We start from the raw sequence: 15338 nt of genomic DNA, 5'->3' as shown, positions 1-15338 counted from the left end.
GGGCTTGCTCGCGAATGCGGTGTATCAGTCAAAGAACATGTCGACTGACACTCCGCATTCGCGAGCAAGCCCGCTCCCACATTGGATTTATGCTGTTGGTTAGAGCGGGGCAGGCTCTTGAGTCGGTTTTGACTTGTCGATCCCCGGCACATGCAGATTGCCCTCGGCCACCTGATCGCCTTCAAGCTGCGGCTGGGTCACCCAGGTGAGGATGTCGTAGTAGCGACGGATGTTCGCCACGAAATGCACCGGCTCGCCGCCCCGGGCGTAGCCATAGCGGGTCTTGCTGTACCACTGCTTCTGCGACAGGCGCGGCAGCATCTTCTTCACGTCCAGCCACTTGTCCGGGTTCAGGCCTTCGCGGGACGCCAGTTTGCGTGCGTCGTCGAGGTGGCCGCTGCCGACGTTGTACGCCGCCAGGGCAAACCAGGTGCGGTCCGGTTCCTGAATCGATTCGTCGAGCTGATCCTTCATGTAGGCCAGGTACTTGGCGCCGCCCATGATGCTTTGCTTGGGATCGAGACGGTTCGACACGCCCATCGCCTGAGCGGTGTTCTGGGTCAGCATCATCAAACCGCGCACGCCGGTTTTCGAGGTTACTGCCGGTTGCCACAGCGATTCCTGATAACCGATGGCCGCCAGCAGGCGCCAGTCGACTTTCTCTTTCTTGGCGTAGGTCTTGAAGTGCTGTTCGTATTTGGGCAGGCGCTGCTGCAAGTGCTGGGCGAAGGTAGTGGCGCCCATGTAGCCGAGGACATCGACATGGCCGTAATAGCGGTCTTTCAGGCGCTGCAGGGTGCCGTTTTTCTGCACCTTGTCGAGGTAGGCGTTGATCTCGTTGAGCAGGCTGTTGTCTTCGCCAGCGGCAACGGCCCAGCTCTGGCTGCGCGCATCTCCGAGGTCGAAGGCCACGCGGATGTTGGTGAAGTACACCTGGTTCATCGCCACTTCGTTGGAGTCGACCAGCGTCAGGTCGATCTGGCCTTCATCGACCATGCGCAACAGGTCAACCACTTCAACGGCGTCGGATTCTTCGTATTCGATGCCTGGAAATTTCTTTTTCAGCTCCGCCAGTTGTTCAGCGTGGGTGCTGCCCTTGAGCACCATGATCTTCTTGCCGACCAGATCGCCTGGGTCGGTAGGGCGCGACTGGCCGTTGCGGTAGATGATCTGCGGGGTGACTTCGAGGTAGGAGTGGGAAAACCGCACCTGCTTCTTGCGATCCTCGCTGCTGACCAGACCTGCCGCCGCCAGCACCGGGCCGTTCGGCTTGCCAATCTGGTTGAACAGGTCATCGAGGTTGTCGGCGGTCTCGATCTTCAGTTCAACCCCCAAATCGTCGGCGAAGCGCTTCACCAGCTCGTATTCGAAGCCGGTTTCGCCGCTGCGATCCTGAAAGTAGGTGGCGGGGCTGTTACGGGTAATCACCCGCAGCACACCATCCTCCTTTACGCGCTCGAGTGTGTTGGGTTTATCAACACAGCCACCGAGCATCAGGAAGAGTCCGGTTGCGATCAGCCATTTGGCGTACCGCGGACGCAAAGCCGTTGGGAAAAACATCTGCGCAGTATACGCAAACGGCTGCGGGCGCCATATCTCGACAGTGAGCGGCTTGTCTGCTAGAGATCACAAAACCGCACGAAACCCCGCAGGAATGGGGCTTAAAGGCATTTTGTGACAGAAAAAATAAGCGCTGCTCGCACACCCTTTAAATTTGACTTCAAAGGCAGAAACACAGATTGATATCCGAGTGCAACCGTGCGTAGCGTTTCGGGTGATGTTGAGGGCGGTTTAGGCTAGAATGCACGGCCTCAAAGCACACCCCTTCCCGAGGCTGTCCCGAAGATGTTGATCCTGCGCGGCGCTCCTGCCCTTTCTGCCTTTCGCCACAGCAAACTCCTTGAGCAACTGAGCCAGAAGGTTCCAGCTGTCAGTGGCCTGTATGCTGAATTCGCTCACTTCGCCGAAGTCACCGGCGTCCTGACCGGCGACGAACAGCAGGTGCTTGCGCGCCTTCTGAAGTACGGCCCAAGCGTTCCGGTACAAGAGCCGACCGGCCGTCTGTTTCTGGTGTTGCCGCGTTTCGGCACCATCTCGCCATGGTCGAGCAAGGCCAGCGACATCGCCCGCAACTGCGGCCTGAGCAAGATCCAGCGCCTGGAGCGCGGCATCGCGTTCTACGTGGCCGGCCAGTTCAGCGACGCCGAAGCCCAGCAAATCGCCGACGTGCTGCATGACCGCATGACCCAGATCGTTCTGGGCAATCTGGAACAGGCCGCCGGTCTGTTCAGCCACGCCGAGCCGAAGCCGCTGACCGCGATCGACATCCTCGGTGGCGGCCGCGCCGCGCTGGAAAAGGCCAACACCGAGCTGGGCCTGGCCCTGGCCGAAGACGAGATCGATTACCTGGTCAACGCCTTCAACGGTCTCAAGCGCAACCCGCACGACATCGAACTGATGATGTTCGCCCAGGCCAACTCCGAGCACTGCCGCCACAAGATCTTCAACGCCAGTTGGGATATTGACGGCGAAAGCCAGGAAAAAAGCCTGTTCGGCATGATCAAGAACACCTATCAGATGCACAACGAAGGCGTGCTGTCCGCTTATAAGGACAACGCTTCGGTGATCGTCGGTAACGTCGCCGGCCGCTTCTTCCCGGATCCGGAAACCCGCCAGTACGGCGCGGTGCAGGAGCCGGTGCACATTCTGATGAAGGTCGAAACCCACAACCACCCGACCGCGATCGCCCCGTTCCCGGGCGCGTCCACCGGTTCCGGTGGCGAGATTCGCGACGAAGGTGCAACCGGTCGTGGCGCCAAGCCAAAGGCCGGCCTGACCGGTTTCACCGTATCCAACCTGCAGATCCCGGGCTTCGAACAGCCGTGGGAAGTGCCGTACGGCAAGCCTGAGCGCATCGTTACCGCGCTGGACATCATGATCGAAGGCCCGCTGGGCGGCGCCGCGTTCAACAACGAATTCGGTCGTCCGGCCCTGACTGGCTACTTCCGTACCTTCGAACAGTCGATCTCTACTCCGCACGGTGATGAGGTTCGTGGTTACCACAAGCCGATCATGCTCGCGGGCGGCATGGGCAACATCCGCGAAGAACACGTCAAGAAAGGCGAGATTCTGGTCGGCTCCAAGCTGATCGTGCTCGGCGGCCCGGCCATGCTGATCGGTCTGGGCGGCGGCGCCGCTTCCTCGATGGCCACCGGCACCAGCTCGGCGGATCTCGACTTCGCTTCCGTTCAGCGTGAAAACCCTGAGATGGAGCGTCGCTGCCAGGAAGTCATCGACCGTTGCTGGCAGCTGGGCGACAAGAACCCGATCAGCTTCATCCACGACGTGGGTGCGGGCGGTCTGTCCAACGCCTTCCCGGAACTGGTCAACGACGGCGACCGTGGTGGCCGTTTCGAACTGCGCAACATTCCAAATGACGAGCCGGGCATGGCCCCGCACGAAATCTGGTCCAACGAATCTCAGGAACGTTACGTTCTGGCGGTCGGCCCGGCCGACTTCGAGCGCTTCAAGGCGATCTGCGAACGAGAGCGCTGCCCGTTCGCCGTGGTCGGCGAAGCCACTGCCGAGCCGCAACTGACCGTGACGGACAGCCACTTCGGCAACAACCCGGTGGACATGCCACTGGAAGTGTTGCTGGGCAAGGCCCCGCGCATGCACCGTTCGGTGGTTCGCGAAGCCGAGCTGGGCGACGATTTCGATCCGTCGAACCTCGACATCAGCGAATCCATCGAACGCGTCCTGCATCACCCGGCCGTGGCGAGCAAAAGCTTCCTGATCACCATTGGCGACCGTACCATCACCGGCCTCGTGGCCCGTGACCAGATGGTCGGCCCATGGCAGGTTCCGGTGGCCGACGTCGCAGTTACCGCCACCAGCTTCGACGTCTACACCGGTGAAGCGATGGCCATGGGCGAGCGCACTCCGCTGGCGCTGCTGGACGCTCCAGCGTCGGGCCGCATGGCCATCGGCGAAACCCTGACCAACATTGCCGCTTCGCGCATCAACAAGATCTCCGACATCAAACTGTCGGCGAACTGGATGTCCGCCGCCGGCCACCCGGGCGAAGACGCGCGTCTGTACGACACCGTGAAAGCGGTCGGCATGGAACTGTGCCCTGAGCTGGGCATCACCATTCCGGTGGGCAAGGACTCGATGTCCATGGCCACCCGCTGGAACGACAACGGTGAAGAAAAAACCGTGACCTCGCCGATGTCACTGATCGTGACCGGTTTCGCCCCAGTGGCTGACATCCGTCAGACCCTGACCCCGGAACTGCGCATGGACAAGGGCACCACTGACCTGATCCTGATCGACCTCGGTCGCGGTCAGAACCGTATGGGTGCTTCGATCCTTGCCCAGGTGCACGGCAAGCTCGGCAAGCACGCGCCGGACGTCGATGACGCCGAGGACCTGAAGGCCTTCTTCGCAGTGATCCAGGGCCTCAACGCCGACGGTCACCTGCTGGCTTACCACGACCGTTCCGACGGTGGTCTGCTGACCTCCGTGGTGGAAATGGCTTTTGCCGGCCACTGCGGTCTGAGCCTGAACCTGGACAGCGTTGCCGAAAACTCGGCAGAAATCGCTGCGATCCTGTTCAACGAAGAACTGGGTGCGGTGATTCAGGTTCGTCAGGACGCCACGCCGGACATCCTCGCGCAGTTCAGCGCGGCCGGTCTGGGCGACTGCGTGTCGGTGATCGGTCAGCCGATCAACAATGGCCAGATCAACATCACCTTCAACGGTGACACGGTGTTCGAAGGTCAGCGTCGTCTGCTGCAACGTCAGTGGGCCGAGACCAGCTACCAGATCCAGCGTCTGCGTGACAACGCCGACTGCGCCGAGCAAGAATTCGACGCGCTGCTGGAAGAAGACAACCCGGGCCTGAGCGTCAAGCTGAGCTTCGACGTCAACCAAGACATCGCAGCGCCTTACATCAAGAAAGGCATCCGCCCACAGGTTGCCGTGCTGCGTGAGCAGGGCGTCAACGGTCAGGTGGAAATGGCGGCAGCGTTCGACCGCGCCGGTTTCAACGCGATCGACGTGCACATGAGCGACATTCTCGCTGGCCGCGTCGACCTGAACGAGTTCAAAGGTCTGGTGGCCTGCGGTGGCTTCTCCTACGGCGACGTACTCGGCGCCGGTGAAGGCTGGGCCAAGTCGGCGCTGTTCAACAGCCGTGCCCGCGATGCGTTCCAGGGCTTCTTCGAGCGTAACGACAGCTTCACCCTCGGTGTGTGCAACGGTTGCCAGATGATGTCCAACCTGCACGAGCTGATCCCGGGCAGCGAGTTCTGGCCGCACTTTGTGCGCAACCGCTCCGAGCAGTTCGAAGCGCGCGTGGCGATGGTGCAGATCCAGGAATCGAACTCGATCTTCCTGCAGGGCATGGCCGGTTCGCGTATGCCGATCGCCATCGCTCACGGTGAAGGCCATGCCGAGTTCTCCAGCGAAGAAGCCTTGCTGGAAGCCGATCTGTCGGGTTGCGTGGCGATGCGTTTTGTCGACAACCACGGCAAGGTCACCGAAGCCTACCCGGCCAACCCGAACGGTTCGCCGCGCGGGATCACCGGTCTCACCAGCCGCGACGGTCGCGTGACGATCATGATGCCGCACCCGGAGCGGGTGTTCCGCGCGGTGCAGAACTCGTGGCGTTCGGAAGACTGGACCGAGGATGCTCCTTGGATGCGCATGTTCCGTAATGCTCGCGTCTGGGTGAACTAAGCGTCGTGTACAAGCTCGGGTTTTTTGTTCCTGACAGTCATGTCGAGGTGGTCAAGGACGCTGTATTCGCTGCCGGTGGTGGGCGGATCGGGGACTATGACCACTGTGCCTGGCAGGTGCTTGGGTCTGGTCAGTTTCGGCCTTTGGACGGCAGTCAGCCGTTCATTGGTGAGGCGGGGCAGGTTGAGCGGGTCGAGGAATGGAAGGTTGAGCTTGTGGTTTGTGACGCGTTGATTGGTGATGTGGTGGCTGCTCTCAAGTTGAGCCACCCTTACGAGACGCCGGCTTATGAGGTGTGGCGGCTGGAGGATTTCTGATCTTTCTGCCGCTGGAATGAGAAACCCGCAGATGAGTGATTGTCTGCGGGTTTTTTGTTGCCTGCGATTTGCTTTTCTGTAGGAGTGAGCCTGCTCGCGATGGCGCCCTGACAGGCGACCATGCTCTGGCTGACTGTGTGAATATCCGTTGCTTCGGGTGCAGCGGCTGGCGGTTTCGCCCTTACGGCGAGTCACTTTTTACAAACGCCTAAAAAGTAACCCAAAACGCTTGCTCCTGCGTTCGGCCCGCTCGCTGGGGCTCGGGATCCCTTCGCTGCGGGATTGATCCGGGCGCAGCGCCTCCGGTTTGCTTCGCTGCACCTCCTCTCGCTGTGTTTGGCTGCGCCAAACGGTCGCTGCGCTCCCACCCCCGGATCAATCCCTCCACTCAGCCTTCCGACGTCGCCCGTGGATCAAGATCAAGAGCGACAGCCGAGCTTGCGCTCATCCTGGAGTGGGGCGGCTTCGCCGCATGGGGTGTGCGCTTGCTAAATTGTAGGAGCCAGCCTGCTGGCGATGGCGGCCTGACAGCCGACCGATCTCTACCTGAATACACCGGGTTCAAACTGTGGGAGCGGGCTTGCTCGCGAAGGCATCCTGATAGCTCACTGATCCATTGCAGATGCCCACAACCCCTGTGGGAGCCTGGCTTGCCAGCGATGGCGGCCTGACAGCCGACCAGTCTCTATCTGAATAAACCGGGTTGAAACTGTGGGAGCCAGCCTGCTGGCGATGGGGCCAGTCTGGTCACCAAGGGCATTGGGCTTGTTTAAATCTGTGTCAAATAACCAGAAGCTTCCCACAAGGTTTTCAGGTTGTCCCTCGGACGTCCGGTCTCTAGGCTTCGTCTGTCGCTGCCAATTCAGCGACCGGGCGTGAGATCCCCGGAATGCTTGCAACTAGCGCCAACACCACGATAATTGGCGCCAGCTCAATCTGCTGCCTGCTTTATGGCGGCTGTGTGCGGGCAGACTTCGGTCTGGCCGGTTGCCTGCTCCGGTGGATCTCACCCTGCACATAGCTGCCACCTCTTTGCCGCGTGAGATCCGGCGAAGATGGCATCTTCACACGCCGTAGCAGGAGTTGAATTTTGGACAAACTGATCCCCGACCCACCCCACAAAGTCACACTTCCACCCGCCGACGCCATCCGGGTTGAAGACTTGACGAAAGACCGCGAAGCCATCAAGCGCGCTGTCGATTTCTACTTCACCCCGCAATCCGCTGAGGCGCATCAGCCCAGCACGATGTTCCTGGTCAACCCCAGCATCGACACCGAAACCCTGCTGGCCCACGCCTACGAATCGTTGGCCTGCGCCAGTGCCATGGCCAGCAACTTCGCCAGCGAACTCAGCGGCCTGCAACGCAGCACCGCACTGGCGATCCAGCAAATCGTCATGCTCGCCGAACTCGCGGTAAACCGGGCGCTGGATCGGGTCGATCCACAAACCTGACGAGCGCCCATCGTTCATCGCCAGCAGGCTGGCTCCCACATTTGAAATGCTTCACTGTGGAAGTGAGCTTGCTCGCGAAAGCATTTTTCTAGCTGTCGGAATACTTCCTGTACCTCATCAATTAGTAGATTTTTCCTACCAGATGTTCAGGTTGTCCCTCGGAAGCAGCCTCTCTACCTTGGGTTGTCTCTGGCAAACAGCGAACTTGGCAATAGACCGAAAACGGGATGTTGCTCTTTCACTGAGCCGTCGCTATGACTCTGAGGTTTAAAATGGAATTGCTTCCCGTCGTTACGCCCCGTATCAACACGAACACCGCGTTGGGGCGGGCGCTGGTATCGATGTTCAAGTCAGTCGAGACGGAACTGATTCAAGAGAACGCTGCGCCGGGGGCGGTCAAGATCATCGTGTTTGGAGGATGCGCGGTTCACCTCTACACCAATCACCGCATATCGTTGGACGTCGACGCGGAAATCTATGAGGCTTGTATTCCGGCAGGATTCGACCTGCGTACGCTGCTTGCCGAGGTGCCGGAGCCGTTTGTCGATGAGCGTTCTGCGCGAAAGATGGAGTTGAACTACGACTTGCAATACAACACTAGCTTTGGCCCGATCCACGAAGATTATTGGTCTCGAAGTATTCCCCTGCCAGAGTTTTCGCGGGTGTCCCCTCTCCGTGTACATATTGCTGCACCCGTCGACATAGCCATTACAAAACTGGGCAGGGCTACCGATCACGATATCGCCGACATCAATGCCCTTCTCAGGTTTGGATTCATACTGACCAGCGAGCTTCGGCGTCTGGCATTGCAGGCCATTGATGTATATGTTGGCAACAAAGAGGCGCCGACTTCGGTGCTGACTAACATATTGCAAGACTATCTGGAGAAGGGAGATGACGAAGGTGAATGACGCGCACGTCCTCTCATCCGCGTTGGATACTCTCGTCAGGAGCCCTCTCAATCAGGCCGATGACGTCGCGCTGGTGAACGCTGCGAAAGAAGTGTGGTACTCGAATTCTAGTGTTGAAAGCGAGGTTAAGGCATTTCTGAAAAATCACAGTGACGATATAGAACGCCGTCGCGCGGCTTACCTGTTGGAGCGGTTTACGCGCTTCTCTTGTGTGTCTGATAGTCGCGTGCTGGAAACGCTGCATGCGTTGCAGCTTTTCGCGCACTCGACGCCGAAGCAGGATGTTGCACCTCCAAAGATGGTTTCGTTACGAAATCGCAAGGATCAATTAGCCGTCTCTTGGGGGTTAGCAGAAAGCCTTGGATTGAAGGTTCAAACGCTGATGCCATTCCAGACTCGCCATTACCAGGCAGAACAGCATTTACCCTGAGCTGAACGTGCCAGCGATAAAAAAAACCGGCCTGAGCCGGTTTTTTTGTGTTGATTAAACCTTGGCGCTGACCTCACTCCGATTAACCAACGCCTCAATCGCCCCACTCAAACTCGCCGCTTTCTCGCCAATCAACAAATGCCAGACCCCACCCTCCAGCGGGCTGACACCCTGGCAACCCAGCTCTTTCAACTGAGCCTCGGACAACGCTTTACCATCGACCAGTTGCAGGCGAATGCGGGTCAGGGCGATGCAGTCCAGCTGCAGCACATTCTCGCTACCGCCCAACGCCGTCAGCCATTGTTGGGCTTCCGGTGCAGCGACCATTGCAGCTTTCGATTCCTCGACCACCACCGCAGGCGCAGCCACCAACGCACGCCCCAGAGTCGGCATGGCGAGGCGGATTTCGTCGGCGATGCTGTCGGCCAATGGCCCGACCACCACCTGCAAGCTGCCGCCCTTGCCCGGGCGTACCACGGCCATCGCACCCAGAGCCTTCAAGTCAGCGTCGGAAGCCTTGTTGCGATCGACCATTTCCAGGCGCAGACGAGTCGTGCAGGCGCCCACGGTAAGCAGATTCTCGGCACCGCCCAAGGCCTTGATGTACGCAGCAGCACGTTCGTTTTCCGTAAGCACCGACTTCTCGGTGGCGGCCACGTCCTCACGCCCCGGCGTCTTCAGATTGAAGCGGCGGATACAGAAATCAAACACCGCGTAATACACCACGGCGTACGCCAGCCCGACCGGAATCACCAGCCAGCCATTGGTCGAACGCCCCCAACCCAGCACCATGTCGATGAAGCCGCCGGAGAAGGTGAAACCCAAATGGATGTTCAGCGCATTGGTGATCGCCATAGACAACCCGGTCAGCAGCGCATGCAGCAGATACAGCAGCGGGGCGAGGAACATGAAGGCGAATTCGATGGGCTCGGTCACGCCGGTAAGGAACGAAGTCAGGGCCATCGACAGGAAGATCCCGCCCATGACCTTGCGCCGCTCCGGCAACGCGTTGCGGTACATTGCCAGGCACGCGGCGGGCAGGCCGAAGATCATCATCGGGAACATGCCGGTCATGAACTGGCCGCCCTTTGGATCGCCGGCGAAGTAGCGTGACAGGTCGCCGGTGACCAGTGCGCCGGTGGTCGGGTCGGTGAAGTTGCCGAACACGAACCACGCCATGTTGTTGAGGATGTGGTGCAGACCGGTGACGATGAGCAAGCGGTTGAACACGCCAAACACGAACGCACCGATGCTGCCGCTTTCCATCATCAAGGCACCGAAGCTGTTGATGCCGTGCTGGATCGGCGGCCAGATGTAGCCGAACACCACGCCCAGCGCGACGGCGGCGAAACCGGTGACGATCGGCACGAAGCGCCGGCCGCCGAAGAATGCCAGGTACTCCGGCAGCTTGATGTCCTTGAAGCGGTTGTACAGCGCGCCGGCCATCAGGCCGCTGACAATCCCGGCGAGCATGCCCATGTTGATGCTCGGGTCGAGCACCTTGAGGGTGGAGATCATCACCAGGTAACCGATCACCCCGGCCAGGCCTGCGGTGCCGTTGTTGTCCTTGGCGAAACCGACAGCGATGCCGATGGCGAAGATCATCGCCAGGTTGGCGAAGATCACTTGCCCGGCATCGTGGATGATCGCGATGTTCAGCAGGTCGGTGTCACCCAGACGCAGCAGCAGGCCGGCAATCGGCAGGATCGCGATTGGCAGCATCAGCGCACGGCCGAGGCGTTGCAGGCCTTCGATGAAGAGTTGGTACATGGTGGTTCTCCCTGCTCTTTATAGAGAGCTTGTTGTTAGTGCAGAGGCCAATGCTGGTGGCAGGCGTGACGTACCGCAGCGGCGCTGTTGAGTTTCAACAGGTCGAGGCTGAGGCGTTGGCATTCGGCCTCGTGCAACTGGCGCACGCGATCCTTGATTTCACCGATCTGCACCGGGCTCACCGACAGCTCGGTCACGCCGAGGCCGATCAGCACTGGTGTCGCCAGTGGATCGGAGGCGAGGGCACCGCACACGCCAACCCAGCGTTTGTGCACCGCCGCGCCTGCGCAGGTCATGGCGATCAGCCGCAGCAGCGCCGGGTGCAGGGCATCGACGCGGGCGGCCAAACCTGCGTGGTCGCGGTCCATGGCCAAGGTGTATTGCGACAGGTCGTTGGTGCCGATCGACAGGAAGTCGGCGTGTTCAGCCAGTTGTTCGGCTTGCAGCGCGGCGGCGGGGACTTCGATCATCACGCCGATTTCCGGGCGCTGATTAATGCCCAACTCCAGGCACAGCGCATCGACCCGTTGGCGGATGTGCAGCAGTTCGTCGACTTCGGTGACCATCGGCAACAGGATCCGGCAACGGCGCAGCGGGCTGACTTGCAGCAGTGCGCGCAGTTGCTGATCGAGGATTTCCGGACGGGCCTGTGCCAGACGAATGCCGCGCAGGCCGAGTACCGGGTTGGCTTCGGCGGGCAGCGGCAGGTAGTCGAGTTGCTTGTCGCCGCCGACGTCGATGGTGCGGATGATCACCGAGTGCTCGCCCATGGCATCGAGCACGGCTTGATAGGCAGAGCGCTGTTCTTCGACGTCCGGCGCGGTCTGCCGGTCGACGAACAGGAACTCGGTGCGCAGCAGGCCAACGCCATCGGCACCGTTGGCAAATGCGTCTGCCGCTTCATGGCTGGAGGCGACATTGGCGACCACTTCGATCGCCACGCCATTGCGGGTTTCGGCGGGCAGATGCGCCTTGGCCTGTTGCGCATCGCGGCGTTGCTGACGCTCGATTTGCGCCTGTTGTACTTCGGCCAGGCGTTCGGTGCTCGGCGCCAGTTCGAGGCGGCCGCCATCGGCATCCAGCACCACCGACTGACCCTGTGCTTGATCGAGTAATGCGGCGCCCAGTGCAACCAGGCACGGCAGACCTTTGCCGCGCGCCAGAATCGCCACGTGCGAAGTCGCGCCGCCCTCGGCCATGCACAACCCGGCGACACCTTGCGCGCTGAGTTGCAGCAGATCCGACGGCGTCAGTTCATGCGCAGCGACAATGGAGCCGGCCGGCACGTCGTAATGCCAGGCTTCGCCGAGCAGGGCGCGCAGGACACGTTGCTTGAGGTCGCGCAGATCGTTGGCGCGTTCGGCCAGCAGCGCGCTGCCGGTGTGTTGCAGTACTTCGCACTGCACGTCGATCGACTGGCTCCAGGCGTGGGTCGCCGCCGTGCCTTGGTCGATGGAATGCTGCGCGGTGTCGAGCAGGGCCGGGTCTTCGAGCAGGGCCAGGTGCGCGGCGAAGATCGCTTCTTCATCGATGTTCTTGTGCTTTTTTGCTTGGGTGAGCGTGGCGTTGATTTCGCCGCGAACCTGATTCAGCGCGGCTTCAAGTTTCTGCAGTTGCTCAAGCGGAGCATGATTGCCCGCATCTGCCGGCAGGCTGATCGCGTTCAGGCGAAACAGCGGCCCGCCGACCAGTCCCGGCGCGGCGCACACACCCTGCAGTACGCCAGCTTCGGCCGGGCGCTTGCGCGGTGCGGCGCTGACCGGTGCAGCGGCGTGATGATCGTCGAGCAGGGCAGTCGCCAACGCATTGAGCAAGGCTTGCAGCGCGGCTTCGGCGTCCGGCCCCTGACAACTGACGTGCACTTCATCCTGCTCGCCAATGGCCAGTCCCATCAGGCCGATCAGGCTGTTGCACGGCGCCGATTTACCGGCGAAGTGCAGCTGCGACTGGCTCTTGAAACCTTGTGCGGTCTGGCGAATCAGCGCGGCGGGGCGCGCATGCAAGCCGCCGCGATGCGCCACCAGCACCTGACCCTGAACCTCTGGCCCGCCAACCGCTTCGGCAGTCGCCGCAGAGCTGTTGCGTGCAATGATGTGCAGCAGCGGCTCGCCGACCTTCACCGCTTTGAGCGTGATCGGGCGCACCTGGAAATCCTGGCTGTTGGTCAGGATCAACAGGCTGACCAGGCTTTTGCACTGCTGGCCGACCTTGTCCAGGTCATAGCGCAACAACGGCTGGCCGTTGCTGACCCGCGTGCCTTGCTTGACCAGCATCGAGAAGCCTTCGCCGTTCAGTTCAACGGTGTCCAGGCCCAGATGTAGGAGGATTTCCGCGCCGTTATCGGCACGCACGGTCAGCGCGTGGCCGGTGCGGGCGACGTGGATGATCTCCCCGGCGCAGGGCGAATACAGGGTGTCATTCAGCGGGTCGATGGCTATGCCGTCACCCATCGCGCCGCTGGCGAACACCGCGTCCGGGACTTTGGCGAGCGTGAGCACCGGGCCGCTGAGCGGGGCGCTGAGGGTCAGCTCTTTATTGTTGTTGTGCATGGCTCGGTCTCATCAGGTGTGCAGTCATTCGGACTTAGTGCGTACGGGTCACTTTGCTCAGGTGGCGCGGCTGATCCGGGTCCATGCCGCGGGCCACGGCGAGACCTGCGGCCATCACGTAGAAACTCTGGATCGCCAGAATCGGATCGAGGGCCGGGTGTTCGGCGCGGCTCAGGGTCAGGTCGCGTTCGAGGATGTCGTCCGGCGCGGCCAGCAGCACGCGAGCGCCGCGTTGACGCATCTCTGCCGCAAGGCTGATCAGACCGGCCTGTTCGGCACCGCGTGGAGCGAACACCAGCAGCGGGTAGTGTTCGTCGATCAGCGCCATCGGGCCGTGACGGACTTCGGCACTGCTGAACGCTTCGGCCTGAATGGCCGAGGTTTCCTTGAATTTCAGCGCGGCCTCTTGGGCGATGGCAAAACCGGCACCACGGCCAATGACCATCAGCCGTTCACAGTCGCGCAAGGCGTCGATCGCGGTGCTCCAGTCCTGTTGCGCCGCGTCGCGCAGTCCTTCGGGCAGGGCGTTGTGCGCTTCCAGCAGTTCGTTGTCTTCTTTCCAGTGCGCGATCAGGCGGGCACTGGCGCTGAGGGTGGCGATGAAGCTCTTGGTCGCGGCGACGCTGCTTTCGATGCCGGCGAGCAACGGCAGGCTGAATTCGCAGGCCGCTTCCAGTGGCGAATCGGCGGCGTTGACCATCGATACGCTCAGTGCGCCGCGCTTGCGCAGCAGACGCAGACTGTTGACCAGATCCGGGCTCTGACCTGATTGGGAGAACGCGAACGCCACCTGACCGCTGACCTTCAGCGGCGCCTGCTGCATGGTCACCACCGACATCGGCAACGACGCCACGGGTACGCCCAGTTGCTGCATGGTCAGGTAGGCGAAGTAGCTCGCCGCGTGGTCGGAGCTGCCGCGCGCAACGGTCATCGCCACTTGTGGCGGCTGACGGCGCAGGCGCCCGGCGATCTCGATCATCTGCGGGTCGAGCTGTTGCAGTTGGGCTTGCACGGCCTCGAACGAGGACAGCGCCTCTTCAAGCATTTTTGAAGTCAATGTCTTCTCCTTCGACCATGACGGCGGTCAGTGTGAGTGAGCGATCCAGCCGCACGCAGTCGGCCCAGGCACCCGGTTCGAGGCGCCCGCGTTCGTTGATGCCGAGGTAGTCGGCGGGGAATTGCGAAAGACGTTGCGAGGCCTCGGCGATCGGCAGTCCGATCTTCACCAGATTGCGCAGGGCCTGATCCATGGTCAGGGTGCTGCCGGCCAGCGTGCCGTCGGGCAGGCGCACGCCGCCCAGGCATTTGGTCACGGTGTGGCTGCCGAGCTTGTATTCACCGTCGGGCATGCCGGCGGCGGCGGTCGAATCGGTGACGCAGTACAGGCACGGGATCGAACGCAGGGCCACGCGGATCGCACCGGGATGCACGTGCAGCAAGTCCGGGATCAGTTCGGCGAATTTGGCGTGGGCCAGCGCGGCGCCGACGATCCCCGGTTCGCGGTGATGCAGCGGGCTCATGGCGTTGTACAAATGGGTGAAACTGGTGGCGCCGGCATCGAGGGCGGCAACGCCTTCCTCGTAGCTGCCGAGGGTGTGGCCAATCTGCATGCGGATGCCCCGGCTGCTCAGTTCACGAATCAATCCGTCGTGACCGGCGATTTCCGGGGCGATGGTGATCACCCGGATCGGCGCCAGCGCGAGGTATTCCTCGACCTCGGCCATCAACGCGGTGTGGGCGAAATTCGGTTGCGCGCCGAGTTTGCCGGGGTTGATGTACGGGCCTTCGAGATGCACACCGAGTACCCGGGCGGCACCTTGCGGACGCTGTTCGCAGAATTCGCCGACCTCTTTCAGCACGCTGGAGATCTCGGCACTCGGCGCGGTCATGGTGGTGGCCAGCAGCGAAGTGGTGCCGAAGCGCACGTGGGTTTTGGTGATGGTCTCAAAGGCACTGGCGCCTTCCATAATGTCTTTGCCGCCACCGCCGTGGACGTGCAGGTCGATGAAACCCGGCAGGAGGTAGGGCAGATCATTGTCGGCGGGATCGCAGGGCACGCCTTCGATCGACACGACTTTGCCGTGTTCGTGGATCAGCCGGCCGCGAACCCAGCCGCTGGCGGTGAGGATGTTGTCTTCGGACATTTTGCTTCTCTCGTTTGGCCTG

Annotated in this window: 10 protein-coding genes; 5 read left to right on the top strand and 5 right to left on the bottom strand. The window is 61.4% G+C overall.

Features of this window, described 5'->3' with window-relative positions; all coding sequences use genetic code 11:
• Positions 1-99 precede the first annotated feature (99 nt).
• The gene (mltF, locus tag LVD08_RS07725) at positions 100-1560 is read right to left on the bottom strand and encodes a membrane-bound lytic murein transglycosylase MltF (RefSeq protein WP_247267844.1); all 1461 of its coding nucleotides are present in this window, start codon (positions 1558-1560) and stop codon (positions 100-102) included.
• Between the two features lie 285 nt (positions 1561-1845).
• Between mltF and purL the strand changes: the two genes are divergently transcribed.
• The 5 genes from purL to LVD08_RS07700 all read left to right on the top strand — a co-directional run bounded on the left by purL (position 1846) and on the right by LVD08_RS07700 (position 8853).
• Positions 1846-5742 carry a phosphoribosylformylglycinamidine synthase gene (gene purL / locus LVD08_RS07720; RefSeq protein ID WP_247267843.1) on the top strand — a complete coding sequence of 1299 codons (3897 nt, stop codon included), beginning with the start codon at positions 1846-1848 and terminating at the stop codon, positions 5740-5742.
• A 5-nt stretch (positions 5743-5747) separates the two neighbouring features.
• Entirely contained in the window at positions 5748-6059 is a 312-nt protein-coding gene (locus LVD08_RS07715) for a YqfO family protein (RefSeq protein WP_115988147.1), read from the top strand.
• A gap of 1090 nt (positions 6060-7149) precedes the next feature.
• Positions 7150-7512: a DUF6124 family protein gene (locus LVD08_RS07710; RefSeq protein WP_247267842.1), complete on the top strand. Its 363-nt coding sequence runs from the start codon at positions 7150-7152 to the stop codon at positions 7510-7512.
• A gap of 272 nt (positions 7513-7784) precedes the next feature.
• Complete coding sequence (locus LVD08_RS07705) at positions 7785-8423, top strand: DUF6036 family nucleotidyltransferase (protein ID WP_247267841.1); 639 nt, start codon at positions 7785-7787, stop codon at positions 8421-8423.
• Positions 8407-8853 carry a hypothetical protein gene (locus LVD08_RS07700; protein WP_007967820.1) on the top strand — a complete coding sequence of 149 codons (447 nt, stop codon included), beginning with the start codon at positions 8407-8409 and terminating at the stop codon, positions 8851-8853. The genes LVD08_RS07705 and LVD08_RS07700 overlap by 17 nt, the downstream gene beginning before the upstream one ends.
• A 54-nt stretch (positions 8854-8907) precedes the next feature.
• Here LVD08_RS07700 and nagE read toward each other — a convergent pair whose 3' ends face one another.
• The 4 genes from nagE to nagA are packed head-to-tail and all read right to left on the bottom strand — an operon-like array spanning position 8908 to position 15316.
• The gene (nagE, locus tag LVD08_RS07695) at positions 8908-10623 is read right to left on the bottom strand and encodes an N-acetylglucosamine-specific PTS transporter subunit IIBC (protein WP_247267840.1); all 1716 of its coding nucleotides are present in this window, start codon (positions 10621-10623) and stop codon (positions 8908-8910) included.
• 35 nt (positions 10624-10658) lie between these two features.
• Complete coding sequence (ptsP, locus tag LVD08_RS07690; RefSeq protein ID WP_247267839.1) at positions 10659-13172, bottom strand: phosphoenolpyruvate--protein phosphotransferase; 2514 nt, start codon at positions 13170-13172, stop codon at positions 10659-10661.
• Between the two features lie 34 nt (positions 13173-13206).
• Entirely contained in the window at positions 13207-14229 is a 1023-nt protein-coding gene (locus tag LVD08_RS07685; RefSeq protein ID WP_247267838.1) for an SIS domain-containing protein, read from the bottom strand.
• The gene (nagA, locus tag LVD08_RS07680; RefSeq protein ID WP_247267837.1) at positions 14210-15316 is read right to left on the bottom strand and encodes an N-acetylglucosamine-6-phosphate deacetylase; all 1107 of its coding nucleotides are present in this window, start codon (positions 15314-15316) and stop codon (positions 14210-14212) included. Before nagA ends, LVD08_RS07685 begins: the two co-directional genes overlap by 20 nt.
• Positions 15317-15338 lie beyond the last annotated feature (22 nt).

The organism is Pseudomonas sp. YL2 (genome assembly GCF_023063025.1).
In the GTDB taxonomy this organism is placed as follows: Bacteria; Pseudomonadota; Gammaproteobacteria; order Pseudomonadales; family Pseudomonadaceae; genus Aquipseudomonas; species Aquipseudomonas putida_A.
Note: the sequence above shows the minus strand (reverse complement) of the source record. Positions and strands in the feature narration are given on the sequence as shown.

Bases quoted from the DNA above. Each gene is read 5' to 3' on its own strand.
- mltF (WP_247267844.1), bottom strand. From the start codon at position 1,560: ATGTTTTTCCCAACGGCTTTGCGTCCGCGGTACGCCAAATGGCTGATC.
- purL (WP_247267843.1), top strand. From the start codon at position 1,846: ATGTTGATCCTGCGCGGCGCTCCTGCCCTTTCTGCCTTTCGCCACAGC.
- LVD08_RS07705 (WP_247267841.1), top strand. From the start codon at position 7,785: ATGGAATTGCTTCCCGTCGTTACGCCCCGTATCAACACGAACACCGCG.
- LVD08_RS07700 (WP_007967820.1), top strand. From the start codon at position 8,407: ATGACGAAGGTGAATGACGCGCACGTCCTCTCATCCGCGTTGGATACT.
- nagE (WP_247267840.1), bottom strand. From the start codon at position 10,623: ATGTACCAACTCTTCATCGAAGGCCTGCAACGCCTCGGCCGTGCGCTG.
- ptsP (WP_247267839.1), bottom strand. From the start codon at position 13,172: ATGCACAACAACAATAAAGAGCTGACCCTCAGCGCCCCGCTCAGCGGC.
- nagA (WP_247267837.1), bottom strand. From the start codon at position 15,316: ATGTCCGAAGACAACATCCTCACCGCCAGCGGCTGGGTTCGCGGCCGG.